The following is a 16,053-nucleotide window of genomic DNA, read 5'->3' as shown; positions in this document are numbered from 1 at the left end:
ATAAGCAAATAGTCCGCCTCAATGCTGCCCACCACTAGGTAACGCCCGCCGATGTCATCATTATCGGCGTTTTCCGGGCTCAAGGTACGAAATGCATAGCCGCGTACGCTGCGCGCACCGCCGGCATAAAACCGCTGCGAGGGCGGCAGCTTGTTGAAGTCGGTGGTGGCCGTGGCCCCGTATTCCGCTCTCAGCAATAAGCGGCCGCGCTTCGCCCAGGGCAGCACGGCGTGTCCGCTCAAGTGCGCCTGCAGGAAGTTCGTGCTTGAGAACGCGGGCTCGGCGCCGCCGTGCAGATCCAACGAGACGCTATACCCCTTGCGCGTGAACAGCAGGTCGTCGGCGACCTGGCGAGTATACGTGATACCGGGCATCAGCAAATTCGCGTTTTGCGTGGGATTGTTCCCGAACGAAAATTGCTCGCGCCGGAAAGCCAGTGACAGCCGTCGCCGCCCGCCCAGCCAGTCCTGATTGAGGCTGCTGCCGACCGTGTATTGCAAGGAAGTGGCATCGGCGATGATGGCTCTTTCGATGGAAGCGGTGAAATCCAGATATTCGCTGGCGATGTTGCCGATCGGAATCTTGTACTGTGAGCCGAGCCGGGTCGTTATGAGCGATACCTCCAGATCGGTCCGGAATTGGTGGCCGCTGCGTGTCACCCGGCGAAACAGCACCCCGAGCCCCAGCCGTGGGCCCGTGTCCGTGCCGAAACCCACGCTGACCCGGTATTTCTGCGATTCTTTCGGTGTGGTCCTGACCACGACCGGCACATGTCGCTCCTGAGCCTCGTTGCGAGGTGTCTGGAGCTCCACCTGACTGAAGTAGTTGCTGTCCGTCAACGCAAATTGCAGATCGAGCAGCCGATTGCTCTTGAAGGGATCTCCGCGCTCGATTTGCACGAATTTGTCGACGAACTCCGGATTGAGAATGTCCTGCTCGATGGTGATATCACCGAAATAATAGCGCGGCCCGGTATCCAGAATAAGATAGATTTTTGCGCTTTGGTCATCGGGTTCCACCAGGATCTGACTGCGGCTGTATTTGACGTCGAGGTAGCCGATTGCGTAGGCGGTATTGAGCAGGTTCTGCTTGAGCGTTTCATAGCGCTGGTGGCGCAGTCGCTGGCCCACGGCGATGTTCACCGACTTGAGTGCCTTTCTTATCGGTGGCTCGTCGCGGCCTTCCCCGGTCAGCCGGATCTCGAGGTGGCGGATCGTGATCGCCGGGCCTTTGCTTATCTTGTAGCGCGCATGCCAAACACCGTTCTTTTTTTTGAGACGGGTATCGATATCGGGTCGGTAATAGCCGAACGGCTGCAGCGCCTGTCGGATCTCGCCGCCCGCTTGTCGGTGCAGTTCTTCCACCTTGCGATCGGGGATGTCCTCTTCAACGGCCGTGTTCTCTCGGGCGATGCTCAAAAACGCCCGTACATTGTCCAAGAGCTTGCCTTCGATACCGGAGATCTTGATCTGCAGAGTATCCGCCGCGGCAGCGCCGGGCGGGTATCCACCGGCCAAAATCAGCGCCAGCACGATCCAGAAGATTGTGCCGAGCGACGAGCCGAGCGCGTTGGCCGCGCGCGATTCCCGGGGCGCTTTACCGCCATCGAGGCCGACCCTTTCAGGGCAGGGGTCAGACCGGTGCATCGGGCTGGAGCAGGTGATCTATTGCCGGGCGCGAGTTGTCTAGCGGGTCCCCCGCATGCATGGAATGGCTCATACAACGAATCGTTTCCTACGTTTCGATTGAACGATCAGAGCGACGCGGCACACTGATGCCGGCAATTGGCTTGCTGGGGGGGTATGCACCTTCGCATGGAACGGCGTAGGTCGCCAGTTCTCCCGGCGCGGCCGGAATTGCTGGCAACCGCTCGCCTCGGCGCGGCGGTTGGTACCCGCCGCGCTGCGTGCGATGGTCTCCGGTGCTGAGCGGATGGAATGCGCCTACTCGTCGGCAAGCTCTTCCAACGCAAGCCGCTCGCGGTGCGCACGCTCCTTTCGTAAAAGCTCGGCAACGCGCACGGTCCGGTTATTGAGCCGCAGGCGATAGACCGTGCTGTTGAAGAGCACGGCCTTCAGATAGCGACGTGTTTCACCGTAGAGAAGCGTTTCGATCCAGCGCGCGCTTCCCACCGGCGGCTCCTGCGTGTCCACCCATTTGGCGACATTGCCGGGGCCGGCGTTGTAGGCGGCCAATGCCAGTATGTGGCTGGAGAAGCGTTTGCGCAGATAGGACAGATAATGCGCGCCCACGGCGATGCTGTTGGCGGGATCGCTGATGGTTGCGCTCGGCTCGGAGGTGTTCTTTCCCTGGCGCGCAAGCACCCAGCGTGCCGTCGCCGGCATCAGCTGCATCAACCCGCAGGCCCCGGCATGCGAGCAGGCACTGCTGCGAAAGGCGCTCTCCTGGCGCATGAGCGCCAAAAGCCATTCGGGATCGATGCCGCTCGCTTGCGCGCTGGCGCGTACCTCGCGCAAGTAGCCCAGCGGAAAGCGCAGAAAAGAGGCGTTGTTCACGCCGGCCGTCGCGGCCGCATAGAGCGTTGCCCAGGGCCAGCCTTCATCCTCCGCCGTGCGGGCCGCCGCCACGCGCTCGCGCACGCTGAGCCGATCGATGAGGGTGCGCCACTCGCGCTGCGCGAACTCGTGCTGCTCGGCCCGGTGCAGCAGCACGGCTCGCCGCAGACTCTCTTTTCGGCCCAGCTCGCGCTTGCGGGCGGGGTCCGCCGGGGGCACGGCGGCTCCCCAGCGGTACGGCGTGGCAATCGCATCGGCCGCCAGGAATCCATAATAGGAGAACCGTCCGGCGATGGTGCGGTAAAGGCGCTCGGCCGTCTCCGTTTGCCCCAGCTCTTTCAGCGCCCGGGCTTGCCAGTAACGCCACACGGCGGTGTCTTGTTGCTCGGCAGGCATGGCTTCGATGGCATGGGCCACTTTCGGCCAATCGGACGCGCGCAGAGCGCTGCGTACCCGCCAGGCATGAACGCGCGCATCCGCTTGCGTCTCGGGGAGCGCGCGCAGCCACTCACCGGCGCTTGGCAAAGCCTGATAGGCGGCGTGTAAGGCGATGACGCGCTGGATCGGACCGGCCATCTTCTCCGCCCAGCGATGCTTGGCCTCGAGGCGCGTCCACAAATGATAGGCTTTGCCCGGCTCGGCGCGGGCCAGACGGCCGAAGGCGGCGAGAAGCAGCTGCGCCTGCATTTCCTCGGGTCCGGGCAGCGGGCCTTCAAGGCTAGTCTCGGGGTGGCGATAGACTTTGAGCCAATGCGCGGCTTTGTCCCGCTCGGATGCCGGCAACCGCTCAAGCAGTTCCGCGGCGAACCGGTCGTGACCGGCCTTCAGGGCCAGCAGAATCCGCTCCTCGACGCGCTCACGCGTCAGCACACCGGTTTTTTCCAATAAATCGAAAGCGGCGTTGCAGCTCTGCGGTTGGCGATACCCCACCGGCCATAGCCGCTTGGCCTCGGCGATCGCTCGCGCCTCACGGCCCACGGCGAGATCAGCTTGCACCCGGGCGCAGCGCACGTAGACGTTCTGTCCCTTCCGGTCGCTTGCCAGAAATGCCGGCCAGTCCCCGCGTCTGGCGAGCTCACGCAACCAAGCCGTGCGCAGCAGAGGCGTTACCGGCAGCTCGGCGTAGCGTTTCAGGTAGGATTCCACCGCCTCGCGCGGAACCGATTTCAACCGGTGACGAAGCTCCGCATAGCGCAGGTACGGGTAGAGTGGGAAGGCTTCGAGCTGCGCGGCCTGCTCGCGAAAGCGTTGCAGTTGATTGGACTCGAGGCTCTGAAGGGCGGCCTCGTATCGCGACAGGGGCGTCGCGGCGCTTTGCTCTTTCGCGGTGGCGGGATTCGAAGCGGGCAGCAGCGTCAGCACAATAAGCGGGATCAGTCCAAACACCGCTCGAGCAATACGTCGGCAGCGCCATTGCATGTGGCTCCCTCCTAGCCTGCGCGTTCTCTCCCGTGCCCCGTCCGCGCACGGCAACCGTGACCTGCCCTGAAATGCAGGGCGTATGATCACGGCTCTTTACGCAAGGTACTAAAAGGAGAGACTCAGCGCCACGATCGCGTTCCGCGCGTCGGCTCCGGGTAGCCTTCAAGCGGGCTCGGGGTCGCCGGGGCGTGGACGATGCCGCCGGTTGAGCGGCCCTGGGATGTGCTGCACCATTGCAATGCAATGGCCGCCGGCGCCGCTGCCGCGACCCCAGAGTGCCTAGCGCCGAGCCGGCTGCGGCGTCGCGCAAAGAAGTGGCGGCGTCCCGATGATTGCAATGGAGGCCCCCATGAAGAATGTCGAGCTTGCAAAAGCCTACTTCGAATCGGTTTTGGACAAGCCGCTTACCGAGATGCAATTCGATCAGCTCGGCGGGATGCGCGTGCTGGAAATCCTCTGGCCGGTGAACGATATCCTGCGCCCCCGATTGCATGAAATACGCCACCTCCCCTACAACAAAACCCTTGCAGGGCAGGCCGATGAGGCTATAGAGGCCTTTTCCGAGCGACCGGTTGCGCAGACCTGGGAGGACCTGGATCCGGAAGTTTGGCGGGTGCTTCTGGAGCGCCATCATCAGATGCTGATGGTCGCCGCCACCAATGAAGTGCAAGGCTTTCCGCTGACCAGCGTGCCGCACGATCTGCCGCAAGAGGCGGTGCTGCCGGCGGTGATGGTGCTATTGCTGCACAGCATGACGCTACTCTGGCCGCCCGGAGATCGCTCCGAGTTCGAGTTGCCCCTCGATGAGGGACCGGAGACGATGCTGCATCGTTGAGTCTGTCGGTCGCGGGCAGCGGTGCCGGGTCGCAGCGCGGGGATGATGTTCCGCTGGTGCTCGGCGCACGTTCTTTTGGCGCGGCCGTCGCCGGGCGGAGGGAATCGTTCGCTCCGCGCCGTCTCAGCATGTTTGCCCGGCGATGACTTCCCCGGTGGCGTCCAATTGCAGGCCCACGCGGCCGAAACGCTCGATGTGGCGGGCGACGCAGCCGCCGCCCTGCGTCGTGACCTCATCGAAAGTCACGCTTACCTCCAGGCCATCCGCAGTGCGCCTGAGTACCTCCCAGCGCAGGGTGTCGTTGTCGATCCAGCCGTTCTCGTAGCAAAACGTGCTCAGCTCCCGACAGCGGCGCAGGTAGTCTTCGATCTTATCCATCGTAGTCACTGCCTCTAAGCTGGCCCCGACGCTAGCTGCATTCTCCGTTCATGACAAGACTGAACCCTGACCGCTATGAAGAGTCTCACCGTAGACATTCGGCGCGGCGGTCCATGCGTGCTCAGCGCCGCCGCGAAGTGCACTGGGCGAGCACTTGCCTCGAAGCGTTTGGGAGGTCGGATCGATGAGAGCAAGCAAGTGGGCGAGTTGGCCGGCTGCTAAACGCTGGGGACGTGACGCCAACTGGCGGGTTCCCGGCACCACGTTGAGCGTGACCGACGTCTGCGCGATCATGGGAGATAAGCGCAGCTGCGACGAGCTGTTTCGGCAGTTCCCCGATTTGGATCCCGACGACCTGCGTGAGGCGATCGAGCGCGGAAGCCGATTTCAGGCGCAATAGCGGGGGCGTTGGGGTTTCGATGACGCCGCGATAACCGCGGCCCCCGGCAGGCGCGGCGCGCGCCGGCAGGTAGGCAACGCGAGGAGGTTGAGGCGATGAATGGATCGAGCCAGGTGGTTATCTGCAATGCCGTGCGCACGGCGATCGGTACCTACGGGGGTACGCTCAAGGGGCTCCCGGCGCCGGAGCTCGGCGCCGTGGCGATTCGTGGCGCCTTGGAGCGCAGCGCTTTGGAGCCCCGGGCGGTCAATGGCGTTGTCATGGGACAGGTGGTGCAGGCCGGGGCGAAAATGAACACCGCGCGACAGGCGGCGATCAACGGCGGCCTGCCGGTCGAGGTGCCGGCGATGACCGTCAACCGCGTCTGCGGTTCGGGCGCGCAGGCGATTGCGAGCGCTGCCCAGGAAGTGATGTTGGGGCTGGTCGATTGCGCCATCGCCGGGGGCATGGAGAACATGGACCAGGCGCCGTATGTGGATCTCGGCGGGCGCTGGGGTCATCGCATGGGAAACGCGCACATCTACGACAGCATGCTGCGTGACGGGCTCAACGATGCCTTCTCCGAGCAGCACTCCGGGTGGCATACGGAGGATCTGGTCAAGGAGTACGCCATCAGCCGGGAGCAGCAGGATGCCTGGGCCATGCGCAGTCAGCAGCGGTTCGGCGAAGCGCAGGCCGCCGGCAAGTTCGACACCGAGATCGTGCCTGTGGAGGTGCCGGGCAGGAAAGAGACCGTGCATTTCGCGCGTGATGAGGCGGGCCGGGCCGATACGACGCTGGAAGGCTTGGCCAAGCTGCGCCCGGCGTTTCGCAAGGACGGCACCATCACCGCCGGCAACGCTCCGGGGCTGAACAGCGCGGCGGCGGCAATGGTCGTGGCCGAGCGTGGCTGGGCCGAGCAACAGGGCCTCGAGCCGCTCGCCCGGCTGGTCAGCTACGGCATCGGCGCCGTCGAGCCCGGTTTCTTCGGGCTCGCGCCGGTGCCTGCCGTGAGGCAGGCCCTGGAGCGCGCCGGCTGGTCGATCGGCGATATCGAGCGAATCGAGATCAACGAGGCCTTCGCCGCCATCGCGATCGCGGTCACGCGCGATCTCGGGCTCTCCGAGGACATCGTCAACGTCGAAGGCGGTGCCATTGCGCACGGTCATCCGATCGGCGCGACGGGGGCGATCCTCACGACCCGGCTCGTGTATTCGATGGCTCGGGATGATATTCGCCGTGGTGTCGTCACCTTGTGTATCGGCGGTGGGCAGGGTATCGCCTTGGCTCTCGAGCGCCTCTGAGCGGAGAAATGCTTTCTCGGCGCACAGCCGCCCTCATCTATTGTGAGTAGCAGGTATGTGCCCGGCGCTGCACGGCGTTCGATGCGCCGGAGGGCGAGCCGTCGATTGAGCTCGCTCAGACGGCGGAGGCTTCATGGAATTTCCGTGCGGCGGTTCGCCCGCCCGGTGTCCCCGATGTCGTTCTCGGGGCGCCGAGTCAGGGGAGCCGGAAGCATCGCTCAGTGGACGGTAAGCTCGGCTTCATCCATGTCCTCCGCCGCGTCCAGAGCCTCCAGGTGTTCGGATTTGAAGAAGCGGTTCAGCAGGAAGCGCAGCGGTGCGAGCAAGGCGATCAGTATCGGGAAGAGGAGGCCTAAGGCGCTCGCCTTCAGAGCCCAGAGCGCCGCGAAGCACGCGGCCTGGATGGCGGTGAATCGATGGATGACCCGGGGGGGCACGTTGCGCACATAGTGGGTGTTCGGGTAGAGCTGCGGGTCGGTGACCCAAAGGGTGACGCGTTGGAAGAACTGATTCCCCGTCAGAGTGACGAATCCCATGTAGAGGAAGAGACCGAACAAAACGGCCATTGGGATCTGCTTGACCAGCGGCAGCAGCAGGATCGATGCGCCGATGAGCAGGTGGATGGCCAGGGCGGAGACACGGTTCTCGTGCACACCCACGATACGCTCGCGCGATTGGCCGTCGATTTCGACGACTTCTGTCTCCGCTAGGCTGTTGATGTGATTGAGCGCGTGCACGGTGGCGGCGACGATCCACGGTAGCGCGAAGACGGAAGCGCCGCCGACGATGAAACCGAGCACAAGCAGGTCGAGGTGGAAGCCTCCGCCCTTGGTGAACCGATATCTGGCGGGGTTATTGACCAAGCGCGCGGTGATGTTCTGGTCGAGGAACAGCAGGATCGTCGCCATGAGCGCCGGGATGATGGTCGCGAAGATCGCCCATGTGGGAATGCTCATCAAGTCGACGATCCAGGGACGGCCGGTCGTGGTTGCGAGCTCCTCGGGCACTTCGGGCCGTTTGAAAGGGACGTCGGCGTAAAGGAGAGAGAAGGCTGTCGCGATAACGATGGCCAGCACCGGGCCGAAGTCCGACACGAGTGTGCGGATCGTGCGTCTCAGATAGGGCGTTCGTGTGAACTGCTTCATTGCGAGCGCGAAGCCAGAGGCCGTGACGGCGAGAACGAGGCTCGCGAGATCGAGGGTGGGATTACCGCTGTGGCTGAAAGCCGGCACGATGGCCATCTTCACGGCCTCGACGATGAAGATGACCGCGATAAGGGCGGCAAAGATCTCGTCAGTGAAGCGGGTGAACAGGCGCATTATGGCGCTTGCATCCGTCACTGCCAGAATAACGAGGAAGGCGCCCGACCAGATTCCGGTCCATGCATAGGTGGGCAGGAAGGGGATCCCGAGCCGCTGGCAGGCCGCATAGAGCAGACCGGTGAAGATGACGATCGGCCCCGTGCCTCCGAGGATGATGAGGGGCTGCGCTGAGAAGAGCGCGAAGGCGACGCCGCCCGCGGCGGTGACGGCAATCATTTCGACAGTGCCGATGGCCCCGTCGGTGACGACTTCGGTCAGGCCTCCGAAAGCCACCGCATTCGCGAGGGCGGCAAAAAAGAGAAAGAGCACGGAGGCGAGTACCTTGGGGTGTAACCCTTGGCGCAAGTCGTCGCCGTACCAAGGAAACCGGCGCTTCAGATCCTCGAGGATGCCCCCTCCCAGACGTCCGGTGCGTTGAAGCGGATCAACAATTGCCATGGTTGGCGTTCCTTCTCCAATGGCACGCTACCGCGCGGTCGGCCCGAGACATGGCTGTCCGAAGCGCCGGCAGCATGGGGAAATTCCCTACGAAATGTGTTGACGGATAACGCGGCTAACCGCTCGCGCGGCCGCTCGTTGACTTGCCTGCACTGTGTACCCGCTCGACCGTCGACCGGTCAAATGCCGGCCGCACGAAGGCGCGTTCCTGACGTTCGAGCGCTCGCGCTACTCAAATGCTCAGACCGCCGCGGAAGCGCGTTGATTCCATGCGGCGCAGGGAACTCGGGCCGGGTCTCTTTCTCTATATCTTCCGTAAGGACACAAACGCATCCGGCCTGGAGAAAATATCATGGAAACGATTCGATTACTGCACGGGGACCACCAGCACGCGGTCCATCGAATGAGCCAATTGCGCCAAGCCAGGGACAGCGCCGAGCAACGCCGACTCTTTCGGCGGCTAAAGGATGAGCTCGAAGTGCATACCCGGATCGAAGAGGAGATTTTCTATCCGGCGCTGCGCGACCCGCACGGGAAGGACCTGCGCGTGGATGAATCCATTGCCGACCATAAAGTGTTTCGGGCGCTGCTCTTGCAGATGGAACAGGCGGTGCCCGGCTCCGAGGCATGGACGCGCAGCGTCGAGATTCTCGACAGCGAGCTCGAGCAGCATATCGAAAGGGAAGAGCGCGAGCTCTTTTCGAAAGCGCGCGCGAGTCTGACGCTGGAAGATCAGGAACAGCTCTTCCAGCGCATGGCCGCGAGAAAGCTGGAATTAACCCCACTAGGTGAGCGTATGAGCACAGACCATGATGGACCCGGGGAGCAGGCCGAACGCGCCGCGGCTCGAACCTCCGAGCAGGCGAAGGCCTATGCCCGCAAGATGGGCGCGCAGGGAGAGGCCGCGGCGGCCGAGGGAGCGGGAATCGCCGCGGAGCAGACACGCCGCGCCGCCGAGGCCTTGCACGAGACCAGCGACAATCTGCAAAAGCGCGACCAACAGCAGCTTTCGCAGTACCTGCGCTCGGCGGCCGACGGCTTGAGCCGATTCTCGAATCGGCTCGCCGAGGGCGATGTCGATGATTTGCTGCGCGCGGCGCGGGATACCGCGGGGCGCAATCCAGCGCTGCTGTTCGGTGGCGCGATCGCGGCGGGCTTTCTCCTCACGCGCTTCGTCAAAGCCAGCGCGGAGCATGACGAGGCCGAGGCGCCTGCCGGCGGCGAATCCTCTTACGTAGCCTCTCCCGGCGCGCCCGCGCCGACGCCACCGCCGAGCACGGTGCATGCACCGCCCACACATCCACAGGAGACCCGCTAATGGTACAGCAGGCATTCAAAGAGCACGTCGAGGCTGGGCCGGAGCCCACCTCCGAAATCAAGCGCAGCAGCCCCTCGGTGGTACGGCTTTTCTCCGAGCTCATGCAGGAGACATCGAGTCTCGTGCACAACGAGGTGACGCTCGTGCGGGCCGAAGTCGCGGAGAAAATTGGCCAGGCGCAAAGTGGCGCCGTTTCGTTGCTCATCGGGGCCGTGCTCGGCATACCCGCCTTGACCGTGCTGCTGGTTGCGGGCGTATTCGGACTCGCTCGGGCGATGGAACCCTGGCAGGCGGCGCTTATTGTCGGCAGCGCGGCGGCGATCGTGGCCATCATCTTTCTGATCGTCGGGCGCAACAAGCTCAAGGCCAAGCATCTCGCGCCGAGAACCACCGCGGCATCTCTTAGAGAGGACCGCCGAGTCATGCAGGAGCACACGCGATGAACAGAGAAGCGACCATTCGGCATGCCGAACGCGCCGAGGCGGACGCCGGCATCGATACCATCGAGTCCATGCTTGCTGCCAATCGGGCCGCGCTCGATGAGACATTGTCCGAGCTCGAAGAACGAATTTCCCTGGAGGGCTTGGTCAACACGGCGTTGGAGCGCCTGCGGGGGGATAGCGGGGCGGAGTTTCTGCGCCGGCTTCGTACCTCCGTGGTCGAAAATCCGTTGCCGATCACGCTCGCGGCAGTCGGCCTCGCCTGGACGGCCTATTCGCAAGGCAATGGGCACGCGACCGGGCTATCGGGTGGGCGCTTTTCCGAGCTGCGCCGCAAGAGCGCGGGTGCCGCCGGCCGTGCGAGTGAAGAGGCCGCGGAGCGGCTCAGCGCGGCCAAGGCGCAGGGGCGCGACTGGCGGGAGCGTGGCGGCGATGCGATGGACGATGCCCGCGAGCGGGTAAGCGAGTTCGGTCATGAGGCGGCCGTACGGACGCGGCGGACCATGGACCAGACGCGGGATTTCGCTCGCGAATACCCGATCGTCTTAGCCGGCGCCGGTTTGGCGCTCGGCGCGGCGCTGGCGGCACTCCTTCCCGCCACCCGGGCGGAGAACGAGCGGCTGGGGCCGGCCAGGGACTGGACGGCGCGGCGAGCCCGGGAAGCCACCGCCGCGGCCGGGCAGGGCGCGCAAGAGGGCCTGCAGGCCGGCGCCTCCGGTGACCGCGGTGGCGTCAATCGGGAGTCACGGGCCGAGACAGCTGCCAACCCGCCTGGCGCTCAGCCGCATGGCGGCAATGCCGGCAGCACGGACGAGGTAACTGGCTCACACGCTGTCAGATGAGCGCGCGGCGGCTAAGCAGGATATAGCTTTCAGAGGTTTCGGGTTCGATGGTAGTTGCGGCAGGCGGCGTCTATAAGCTCGCCGACGAGCTTTTGCGCCGCCTTTCGCTCTTTGTCGATCGCCTCGCAGGTCTGCGCGAAGCGCTCGGCATCTTGGCGGGCCTTCTGCAGCAGTTCCACTCCCATGCCGATCATGTGCAGGCACTCGCGAAGATCGTGGCTGAGTTGGCGCAGTTGCTCGTCCGCGAGCGGCTTTTCATGTTCAGGCATAGGAGGTCCTCTCGAAAGACGGATCTATTGACCACCCTCGGTCCTCGGTGGAAAGAACCCGGCCAGCAGCGCTTTGAGGCGGGACGCTGCGACCGGTTTGACAAGATGTTCGTCGAACCCCGCCTCGTTCGAGCGGTGCCGGTCCACGGCCTGGCCGTAGCCGGTAACCGCCACGATACGCACATCCGCGAATTGCGGCTGCTGCCGGAGTGAGCGGGCCACCGCAAAGCCATCCATACGCGGGAGTCCGATGTCCAGCAGAATCACATGCGGCTGAAATGCTTGCGCCTTTTCCAAAGCGTCGGGACCGTCATGGGCCACCTCCACCTCGTGCTCCCACGAGCGCAGCAGCATGGCGGACATCTTGGCGGCATCCAGGTTGTCATCGACGATCAGGACCCGCGGGGGGGAACCCCGGTTTTCTGCCCCAGGCGGTGCGGCGGTCTCGGGCGTTGGCTGCTGCGACGAAGCCACTGGCAAGCGCACGACGAACTCGCTGCCCTGTCCGAGGCCCGAGCTATGGCCCGCAACGCTTCCGCCGTGCATTTCGACCACGTTCTTGACCAGCGCCAGGCCAATGCCCAGGCCGCCCTGAGAGCGGTCCAGTGACCGCTTCGCCTGCTTGAACAGCTCGAAGATATCAGCGAGCATATCCGCCTCGATGCCTTCGCCGTCATCGCGCACCCGGATGACAGCCCCGCTCTCGCTTTGCTCGACGCTGAGGGAAATGCGCCCGCCCTCCTTATTGTACTTCGAAGCATTGTCGAGCAGGTTACCAAAGACTTGCTCCAACCGGGTGGAGTCGGCCTCCAGCCATATTGGTTGCGGGGCGAACGTGAGGGTCAAGTGCTGGCCGCGTTGGTCCATCAGCGGGCGCGCGCGTTCGACGGCCCGCTCGATGACGGCATTGACGGTGACCGGTTCGGTTTGCAGGTGAATACGGCCGGTGGTGATGCGCGAGATTTCCAGCAAGTCATCGACCAGCCTCGCCAAGTGGCGCATCTGGCGCTCGATGACACCGCGCGCCTCGCCTTGCAGCTCATTCTCATCTCCATCCTGCTGAATCAGTTGCAGGGCATTCAGGATCGGCGCCAAGGGGTTACGTAGCTCGTGGGAGAGCATTGCCAGGAACTCGTCCTTGCGCCGGCCGGTCTCGGCCAATGCCTCGGCCTGTTCCTGGATCTGGCGCTCCATGCGCTTGCGCTCACTGATGTCGCGGATGTTGCACTGGACGACCGCGTGGTCGTCGACCTGATAAACGTGGCCGCGGAGCTCGACGTCCCGGATGGCGCCGTGCGCGCTTTTGACTGGCAGATCATCGTAGCGCAAGTAGCCTTCCTCCCGCAGCTTACGCGCGGCGGCCAGGCTCTTCTGCCGGTCCTGAAATAAACCGATCTCCCAGATCTCCTTACCCTTGAGCTCACCGAGCGAATAGCTCAGCAGCTCGCACATGAACGGGTTGGCGTCCATGATACGCAGGCTTTGGTCGTCGAGTATCAGGATGCCGTCCTTGGCCGTTTCGAAAAGCCGCCGATAACGAAGCTCCGAGCTTTGCAGCGCCAATTCCATGCGCTTGTGCTTCGTCTGATCCCGCATCACCTTGCTGAAACCGACGAGCTCGCCGGCGTCATTCCGCAAGGCGGTCGTGACGCCGCCCGCGAAGAAATGCCTGCCGCCCTTGCGCCGCATCCAGCGATCGTCGTTGGCAACGCCCTCGGCCGCCGCCACTTCGAACTCCCGCTCGGGGACGCCATTCTCGACATCTTCGGGCGTGAATATGAGCGGAACGATATCCTTGCCGATGAACTCCTCTTCCCGAAAGCCCAGAATTTCCTCGACCCCCGTGTTCCAGGTGACCGCCCGGCCCCGAGGGTCTATACGGAAGATGGCGTAGTCTTTGACCTGTGCGACCAGCGTGCGGAACTGCTCCTCGCTTTCGCGCAACGCCCCTTCCGTGCGCTTGCGTTCGGTGATGTCCTCGATGGCGAGCAGAATCCGCCTGATGCCTCGTTGCGGATCGAGAATGCGCCGGGCGTTGAGTAGCATGGTGCGGCGGCCCAGTTGCGCGAAGTCGTGCTCGATTTGGAAGTCCGTGAGACTGGCGTCCTGCGCCAGGGTTTGCTCGAGCAGCTCCCGCAGGCGCGGGCTACCCCACTGGCCGGTGCCGAGCTGGTAAATGAACCTGCCAACGGTCTCGGCGGGACTGACATGGAAGATGCCGTAGAAGGCGCGGTTGGCGCTTTCGACGCGCAGCCGCTCGTCGAGCACCAGCAACGGCTCGCGCACCGTCTCGATCACGTTCTGCGCGTAATCGCGTGCCTCGGCGATCGCCTGCTCGCTGCGTTTGCGCGCGTCGATATCCAGCAGTACCAGTACCGCACCGTCCACCTTGTTGTCGAGTGTCAGGTGGGGATGCGCACGCAGGGAATACCAGCGTCCGGCTTTGTCCTGCAGTTCGCACTCGGCCTCGTGTCCCTGGGTGATCGCTTCAGCGATGAGGCCCTCCAGATCAGGCGTGGGGACTTCGCCGGCTCGAGGCTGTAGAACCAGGTTGTGCTGAAGTTGGCTGATGGGCCGGCCGATGTCGGCGGCCAGCAGGCCGAAGTGCTTTTCTGCTTGCGGGGTGAAGTGGCGGATGGTGAGATCGCGATCGAGCAGCATAATGGCGAGCCGCGTCGAGTTCTGGAAATTGAGCAGGTCGTTATTGGTGCGGTCGAGCTCGGCGTTGCGGTTGACCATCTGCTCGTTGACGGTGGCGAGCTCTTCGTTCGCGGACTCGAGCTCTTCCTTGGAAGTTTCCAGCTCTTCGTTGGCGGATTGAGCTTCCTCGTTGGCCGCCTGGAGCTCTTCATTGCCTGCCTCGTGCTGCTCCTGCATCGATTGGAGGTAATCGCGGGTCTCGCCGAGTTCGGCTTCGAGCTCGGCGATGCGGCGGGAGGCATCGTCGTGCGGCAAGCGGCTAACGGGAGGCGGCTGATGATCGGAGCCTCGGCGTTGCGCCAGCGTGCCATCCGCTTCCTCGAATAGAATCAAAAAACAGCGCTCGCGCAGATTCTTCAGCGGAATGACTTCCACGTTCACCCGCCGCGTGTTGCCGTTGCGTTTGACTGCCACGTTGTCCTTACGCGCGGTCTGATTGTCTTGCCTCGCTTGGTTGATCGCGGCGCGCAGCGCCAGCATCAATCCTCCCCGCGCCATCTTGAGCACATCGAAGGTCGCTTTGCCGCTCGGCAGCGTAAGGTACGCTTCGGTGGTGCCGCGAAATTGCAGGACTTGCAGCTGCTCATTGATGAGCACGCCAGGCGGGGCGAAGCGATTGAGGACGATCCGATCGGCTTCACGGTGGGCATCGAGCTCGCGATGCACTCCCTCGGCCACCTCGCCGTGTCCCGCCTGCAGGGCGGGCAGGGAACGCTCGTCGCGCTCCTTGGGCAGCGGCAGTTGGAACAAGGCCGGAATCGTAACGGCCTTTTTGACATAGATCTTGTGCTTTTTGTCCACCGGCTCGAACAGATCGGTGAAGCCGCCGATGGATTCGGAGGCACCCAGCAGCAAAAAGCCTCCTGATTTCAGCGAGTAATGGAATGTCGGCAGCGCCTTTTTCTGTAGGTCGGGTTCGAGATAGATGAGCAGGTTCCGGCAGCTGATGAGATCCATGCGCGAGAACGGCGGGTCGCTGATGAGATTGTGCCGTGCGAAAACGACCATGTCGCGCAGCGTCTTGTTGACGCGGTAGCCGTCCTCCTCCTCGATGAAGAAGCGTTGCAGACGCTGCGGGCTGATATCGTGGGCGAGGCTTTTCGTATAGAAGCCTTGGCGGGCCTTTTCGAGCAGCGCGTCGTTGAGGTCGGTGGCGAAGATTTGGAGCTTGCGCCCGCGCGGGGAGTCCTCTGTAGCTTCCAGGAAGACAATGGCAAGCGAATACGCCTCCTGACCGGTCGAGCAGCCGAGCACCCAGAGACGCAGCGGATCTTCGCTCGAATGCCGGAGCAGCTCGGGTAGAACCTTGTGTTGGAGCGCCTCGAATGCCTCGGGGTTACGGAAGAAGCTCGTCACGCTGATGAGTACATCGGAATAAAGCGCATCGAGCTCCTTGGTATTGTCGCGCAGAAAACGAACGTATTCCTCCAGCGTGGTCCACTTGTTGAGCACCAGCCGCCTGACGATGCGCCGCTGAATGGTGCTCGAGCGATAAAGCGAGAAATCCACGCCGGAATGATCACGCAGAAGCAACAGGATTTTTTTGTAGCTCTCCTGCGCGCGCTTTGAATCGGCCGGCTCTTCGAGTCCGGCCGCGGCGCGTGCCCGCCTCGCGCCCGTGCGGGAGGTTTCGTCTCGGCTTGCCGGTAGCGGCTTGTCATTCTCCTCTTCGAGCGTCTTCGCTCCTTCCACTTGCGCGGGAGGGTGGGGCTTGGCCGTTTGTCCCATCATGTAAGGGTGGGCGGCAATTCGGGCGAGCTCTTGGGCGATGCGTGGCGGGGAAAGGATGAAATCCACGCAGTCGGCCGCCTTGGCGCTGCGGGGCATGGAATGATGACGGGCCGAGGCATCCTGGGCGAAGGTGATGCCGCCCTCGGCCTTGATCGCCTC

General features: G+C 63.7%; 12 protein-coding genes. 6 read left to right on the top strand and 6 right to left on the bottom strand.

Annotated features, from left to right (window positions below; all coding sequences use genetic code 11):
* Together AC52Q4_RS10945 and AC52Q4_RS10940 are read right to left on the bottom strand one after the other, a co-directional pair.
* Positions 1–1,646: autotransporter assembly complex protein TamA (locus AC52Q4_RS10945; protein WP_495536831.1), on the bottom strand; the 1,646-nt coding region annotated here is incomplete at its 3' end.
* Positions 1,647–1,943: 297 nt separating this feature from the next.
* Positions 1,944–3,935 carry a transglycosylase SLT domain-containing protein gene (locus AC52Q4_RS10940; RefSeq protein WP_495536830.1) on the bottom strand — a complete coding sequence of 664 codons (1,992 nt, stop codon included), beginning with the start codon at positions 3,933–3,935 and terminating at the stop codon, positions 1,944–1,946.
* 352 nt (positions 3,936–4,287) lie between these two features.
* Here AC52Q4_RS10940 and AC52Q4_RS10935 point away from each other — a divergent pair, with 352 nt between their 5' ends.
* Positions 4,288–4,773, top strand: coding sequence for a hypothetical protein (locus AC52Q4_RS10935; RefSeq protein ID WP_495536829.1), 486 nt, complete (start codon positions 4,288–4,290; stop codon positions 4,771–4,773).
* A 123-nt stretch (positions 4,774–4,896) separates the two neighbouring features.
* Here AC52Q4_RS10935 and AC52Q4_RS10930 read toward each other — a convergent pair whose 3' ends face one another.
* Positions 4,897–5,151 (bottom strand): hypothetical protein, encoded by a 255-nt coding sequence (locus AC52Q4_RS10930; RefSeq protein ID WP_495536828.1) that lies wholly within the window; start codon positions 5,149–5,151, stop codon positions 4,897–4,899.
* Between the two features lie 184 nt (positions 5,152–5,335).
* Between AC52Q4_RS10930 and AC52Q4_RS10925 the strand changes: the two genes are divergently transcribed.
* Both AC52Q4_RS10925 and AC52Q4_RS10920 read left to right on the top strand, forming a co-directional pair.
* Positions 5,336–5,551, top strand: coding sequence for a hypothetical protein (locus tag AC52Q4_RS10925; RefSeq protein ID WP_495536827.1), 216 nt, complete (start codon positions 5,336–5,338; stop codon positions 5,549–5,551).
* 95 nt (positions 5,552–5,646) lie between these two features.
* Positions 5,647–6,834 carry a thiolase family protein gene (locus tag AC52Q4_RS10920; RefSeq protein WP_495536826.1) on the top strand — a complete coding sequence of 396 codons (1,188 nt, stop codon included), beginning with the start codon at positions 5,647–5,649 and terminating at the stop codon, positions 6,832–6,834.
* A 218-nt stretch (positions 6,835–7,052) separates the two neighbouring features.
* On the opposite strand, the gene AC52Q4_RS10915 is transcribed toward AC52Q4_RS10920, so the two are convergent.
* Positions 7,053–8,594, bottom strand: a complete 1,542-nt coding sequence (locus AC52Q4_RS10915; protein WP_495536825.1) for a sodium bicarbonate transporter family protein — start codon at positions 8,592–8,594, stop codon at positions 7,053–7,055.
* Between the two features lie 352 nt (positions 8,595–8,946).
* Here AC52Q4_RS10915 and AC52Q4_RS10910 point away from each other — a divergent pair, with 352 nt between their 5' ends.
* The 3 genes from AC52Q4_RS10910 to AC52Q4_RS10900 are packed head-to-tail and all read left to right on the top strand — an operon-like array spanning position 8,947 to position 11,194.
* Positions 8,947–9,912, top strand: a complete 966-nt coding sequence (locus AC52Q4_RS10910; RefSeq protein WP_495536824.1) for a hemerythrin domain-containing protein — start codon at positions 8,947–8,949, stop codon at positions 9,910–9,912.
* Positions 9,912–10,355, top strand: coding sequence for a phage holin family protein (locus tag AC52Q4_RS10905; RefSeq protein WP_495536823.1), 444 nt, complete (start codon positions 9,912–9,914; stop codon positions 10,353–10,355). Before AC52Q4_RS10910 ends, AC52Q4_RS10905 begins: the two co-directional genes overlap by 1 nt.
* Complete coding sequence (locus AC52Q4_RS10900) at positions 10,352–11,194, top strand: hypothetical protein (RefSeq protein WP_495536822.1); 843 nt, start codon at positions 10,352–10,354, stop codon at positions 11,192–11,194. The genes AC52Q4_RS10905 and AC52Q4_RS10900 overlap by 4 nt, the downstream gene beginning before the upstream one ends.
* Positions 11,195–11,223: 29 nt before the next feature.
* On the opposite strand, the gene AC52Q4_RS10895 is transcribed toward AC52Q4_RS10900, so the two are convergent.
* Both AC52Q4_RS10895 and AC52Q4_RS10890 read right to left on the bottom strand, forming a co-directional pair.
* The gene (locus tag AC52Q4_RS10895) at positions 11,224–11,463 is read right to left on the bottom strand and encodes a hypothetical protein (RefSeq protein WP_495536821.1); all 240 of its coding nucleotides are present in this window, start codon (positions 11,461–11,463) and stop codon (positions 11,224–11,226) included.
* Positions 11,464–11,487: 24 nt separating this feature from the next.
* The coding region (locus AC52Q4_RS10890; RefSeq protein WP_495536820.1) for a CheR family methyltransferase at positions 11,488–16,053 on the bottom strand (4,566 nt) is incomplete at its 5' end.

The sequence above is a fragment of the Nitrococcus sp. genome, from assembly GCF_059432795.1.
The sequence above is the reverse complement of the archived record's forward strand: the minus strand, read 5'-3'. Positions and strand labels throughout refer to the sequence as shown.

Coding starts and splice junctions, on each gene's coding strand:
- AC52Q4_RS10905 (WP_495536823.1), top strand. CDS start 9,912: ATGGTACAGCAGGCATTCAAAGAGCACGTCGAGGCTGGGCCGGAGCCC.
- AC52Q4_RS10915 (WP_495536825.1), bottom strand. CDS start 8,594: ATGGCAATTGTTGATCCGCTTCAACGCACCGGACGTCTGGGAGGGGGC.
- AC52Q4_RS10910 (WP_495536824.1), top strand. CDS start 8,947: ATGGAAACGATTCGATTACTGCACGGGGACCACCAGCACGCGGTCCAT.
- AC52Q4_RS10900 (WP_495536822.1), top strand. CDS start 10,352: ATGAACAGAGAAGCGACCATTCGGCATGCCGAACGCGCCGAGGCGGAC.
- AC52Q4_RS10935 (WP_495536829.1), top strand. CDS start 4,288: ATGAAGAATGTCGAGCTTGCAAAAGCCTACTTCGAATCGGTTTTGGAC.
- AC52Q4_RS10895 (WP_495536821.1), bottom strand. CDS start 11,463: ATGCCTGAACATGAAAAGCCGCTCGCGGACGAGCAACTGCGCCAACTC.
- AC52Q4_RS10940 (WP_495536830.1), bottom strand. CDS start 3,935: ATGCAATGGCGCTGCCGACGTATTGCTCGAGCGGTGTTTGGACTGATC.
- AC52Q4_RS10930 (WP_495536828.1), bottom strand. CDS start 5,151: ATGGATAAGATCGAAGACTACCTGCGCCGCTGTCGGGAGCTGAGCACG.
- AC52Q4_RS10920 (WP_495536826.1), top strand. CDS start 5,647: ATGAATGGATCGAGCCAGGTGGTTATCTGCAATGCCGTGCGCACGGCG.
- AC52Q4_RS10925 (WP_495536827.1), top strand. CDS start 5,336: ATGAGAGCAAGCAAGTGGGCGAGTTGGCCGGCTGCTAAACGCTGGGGA.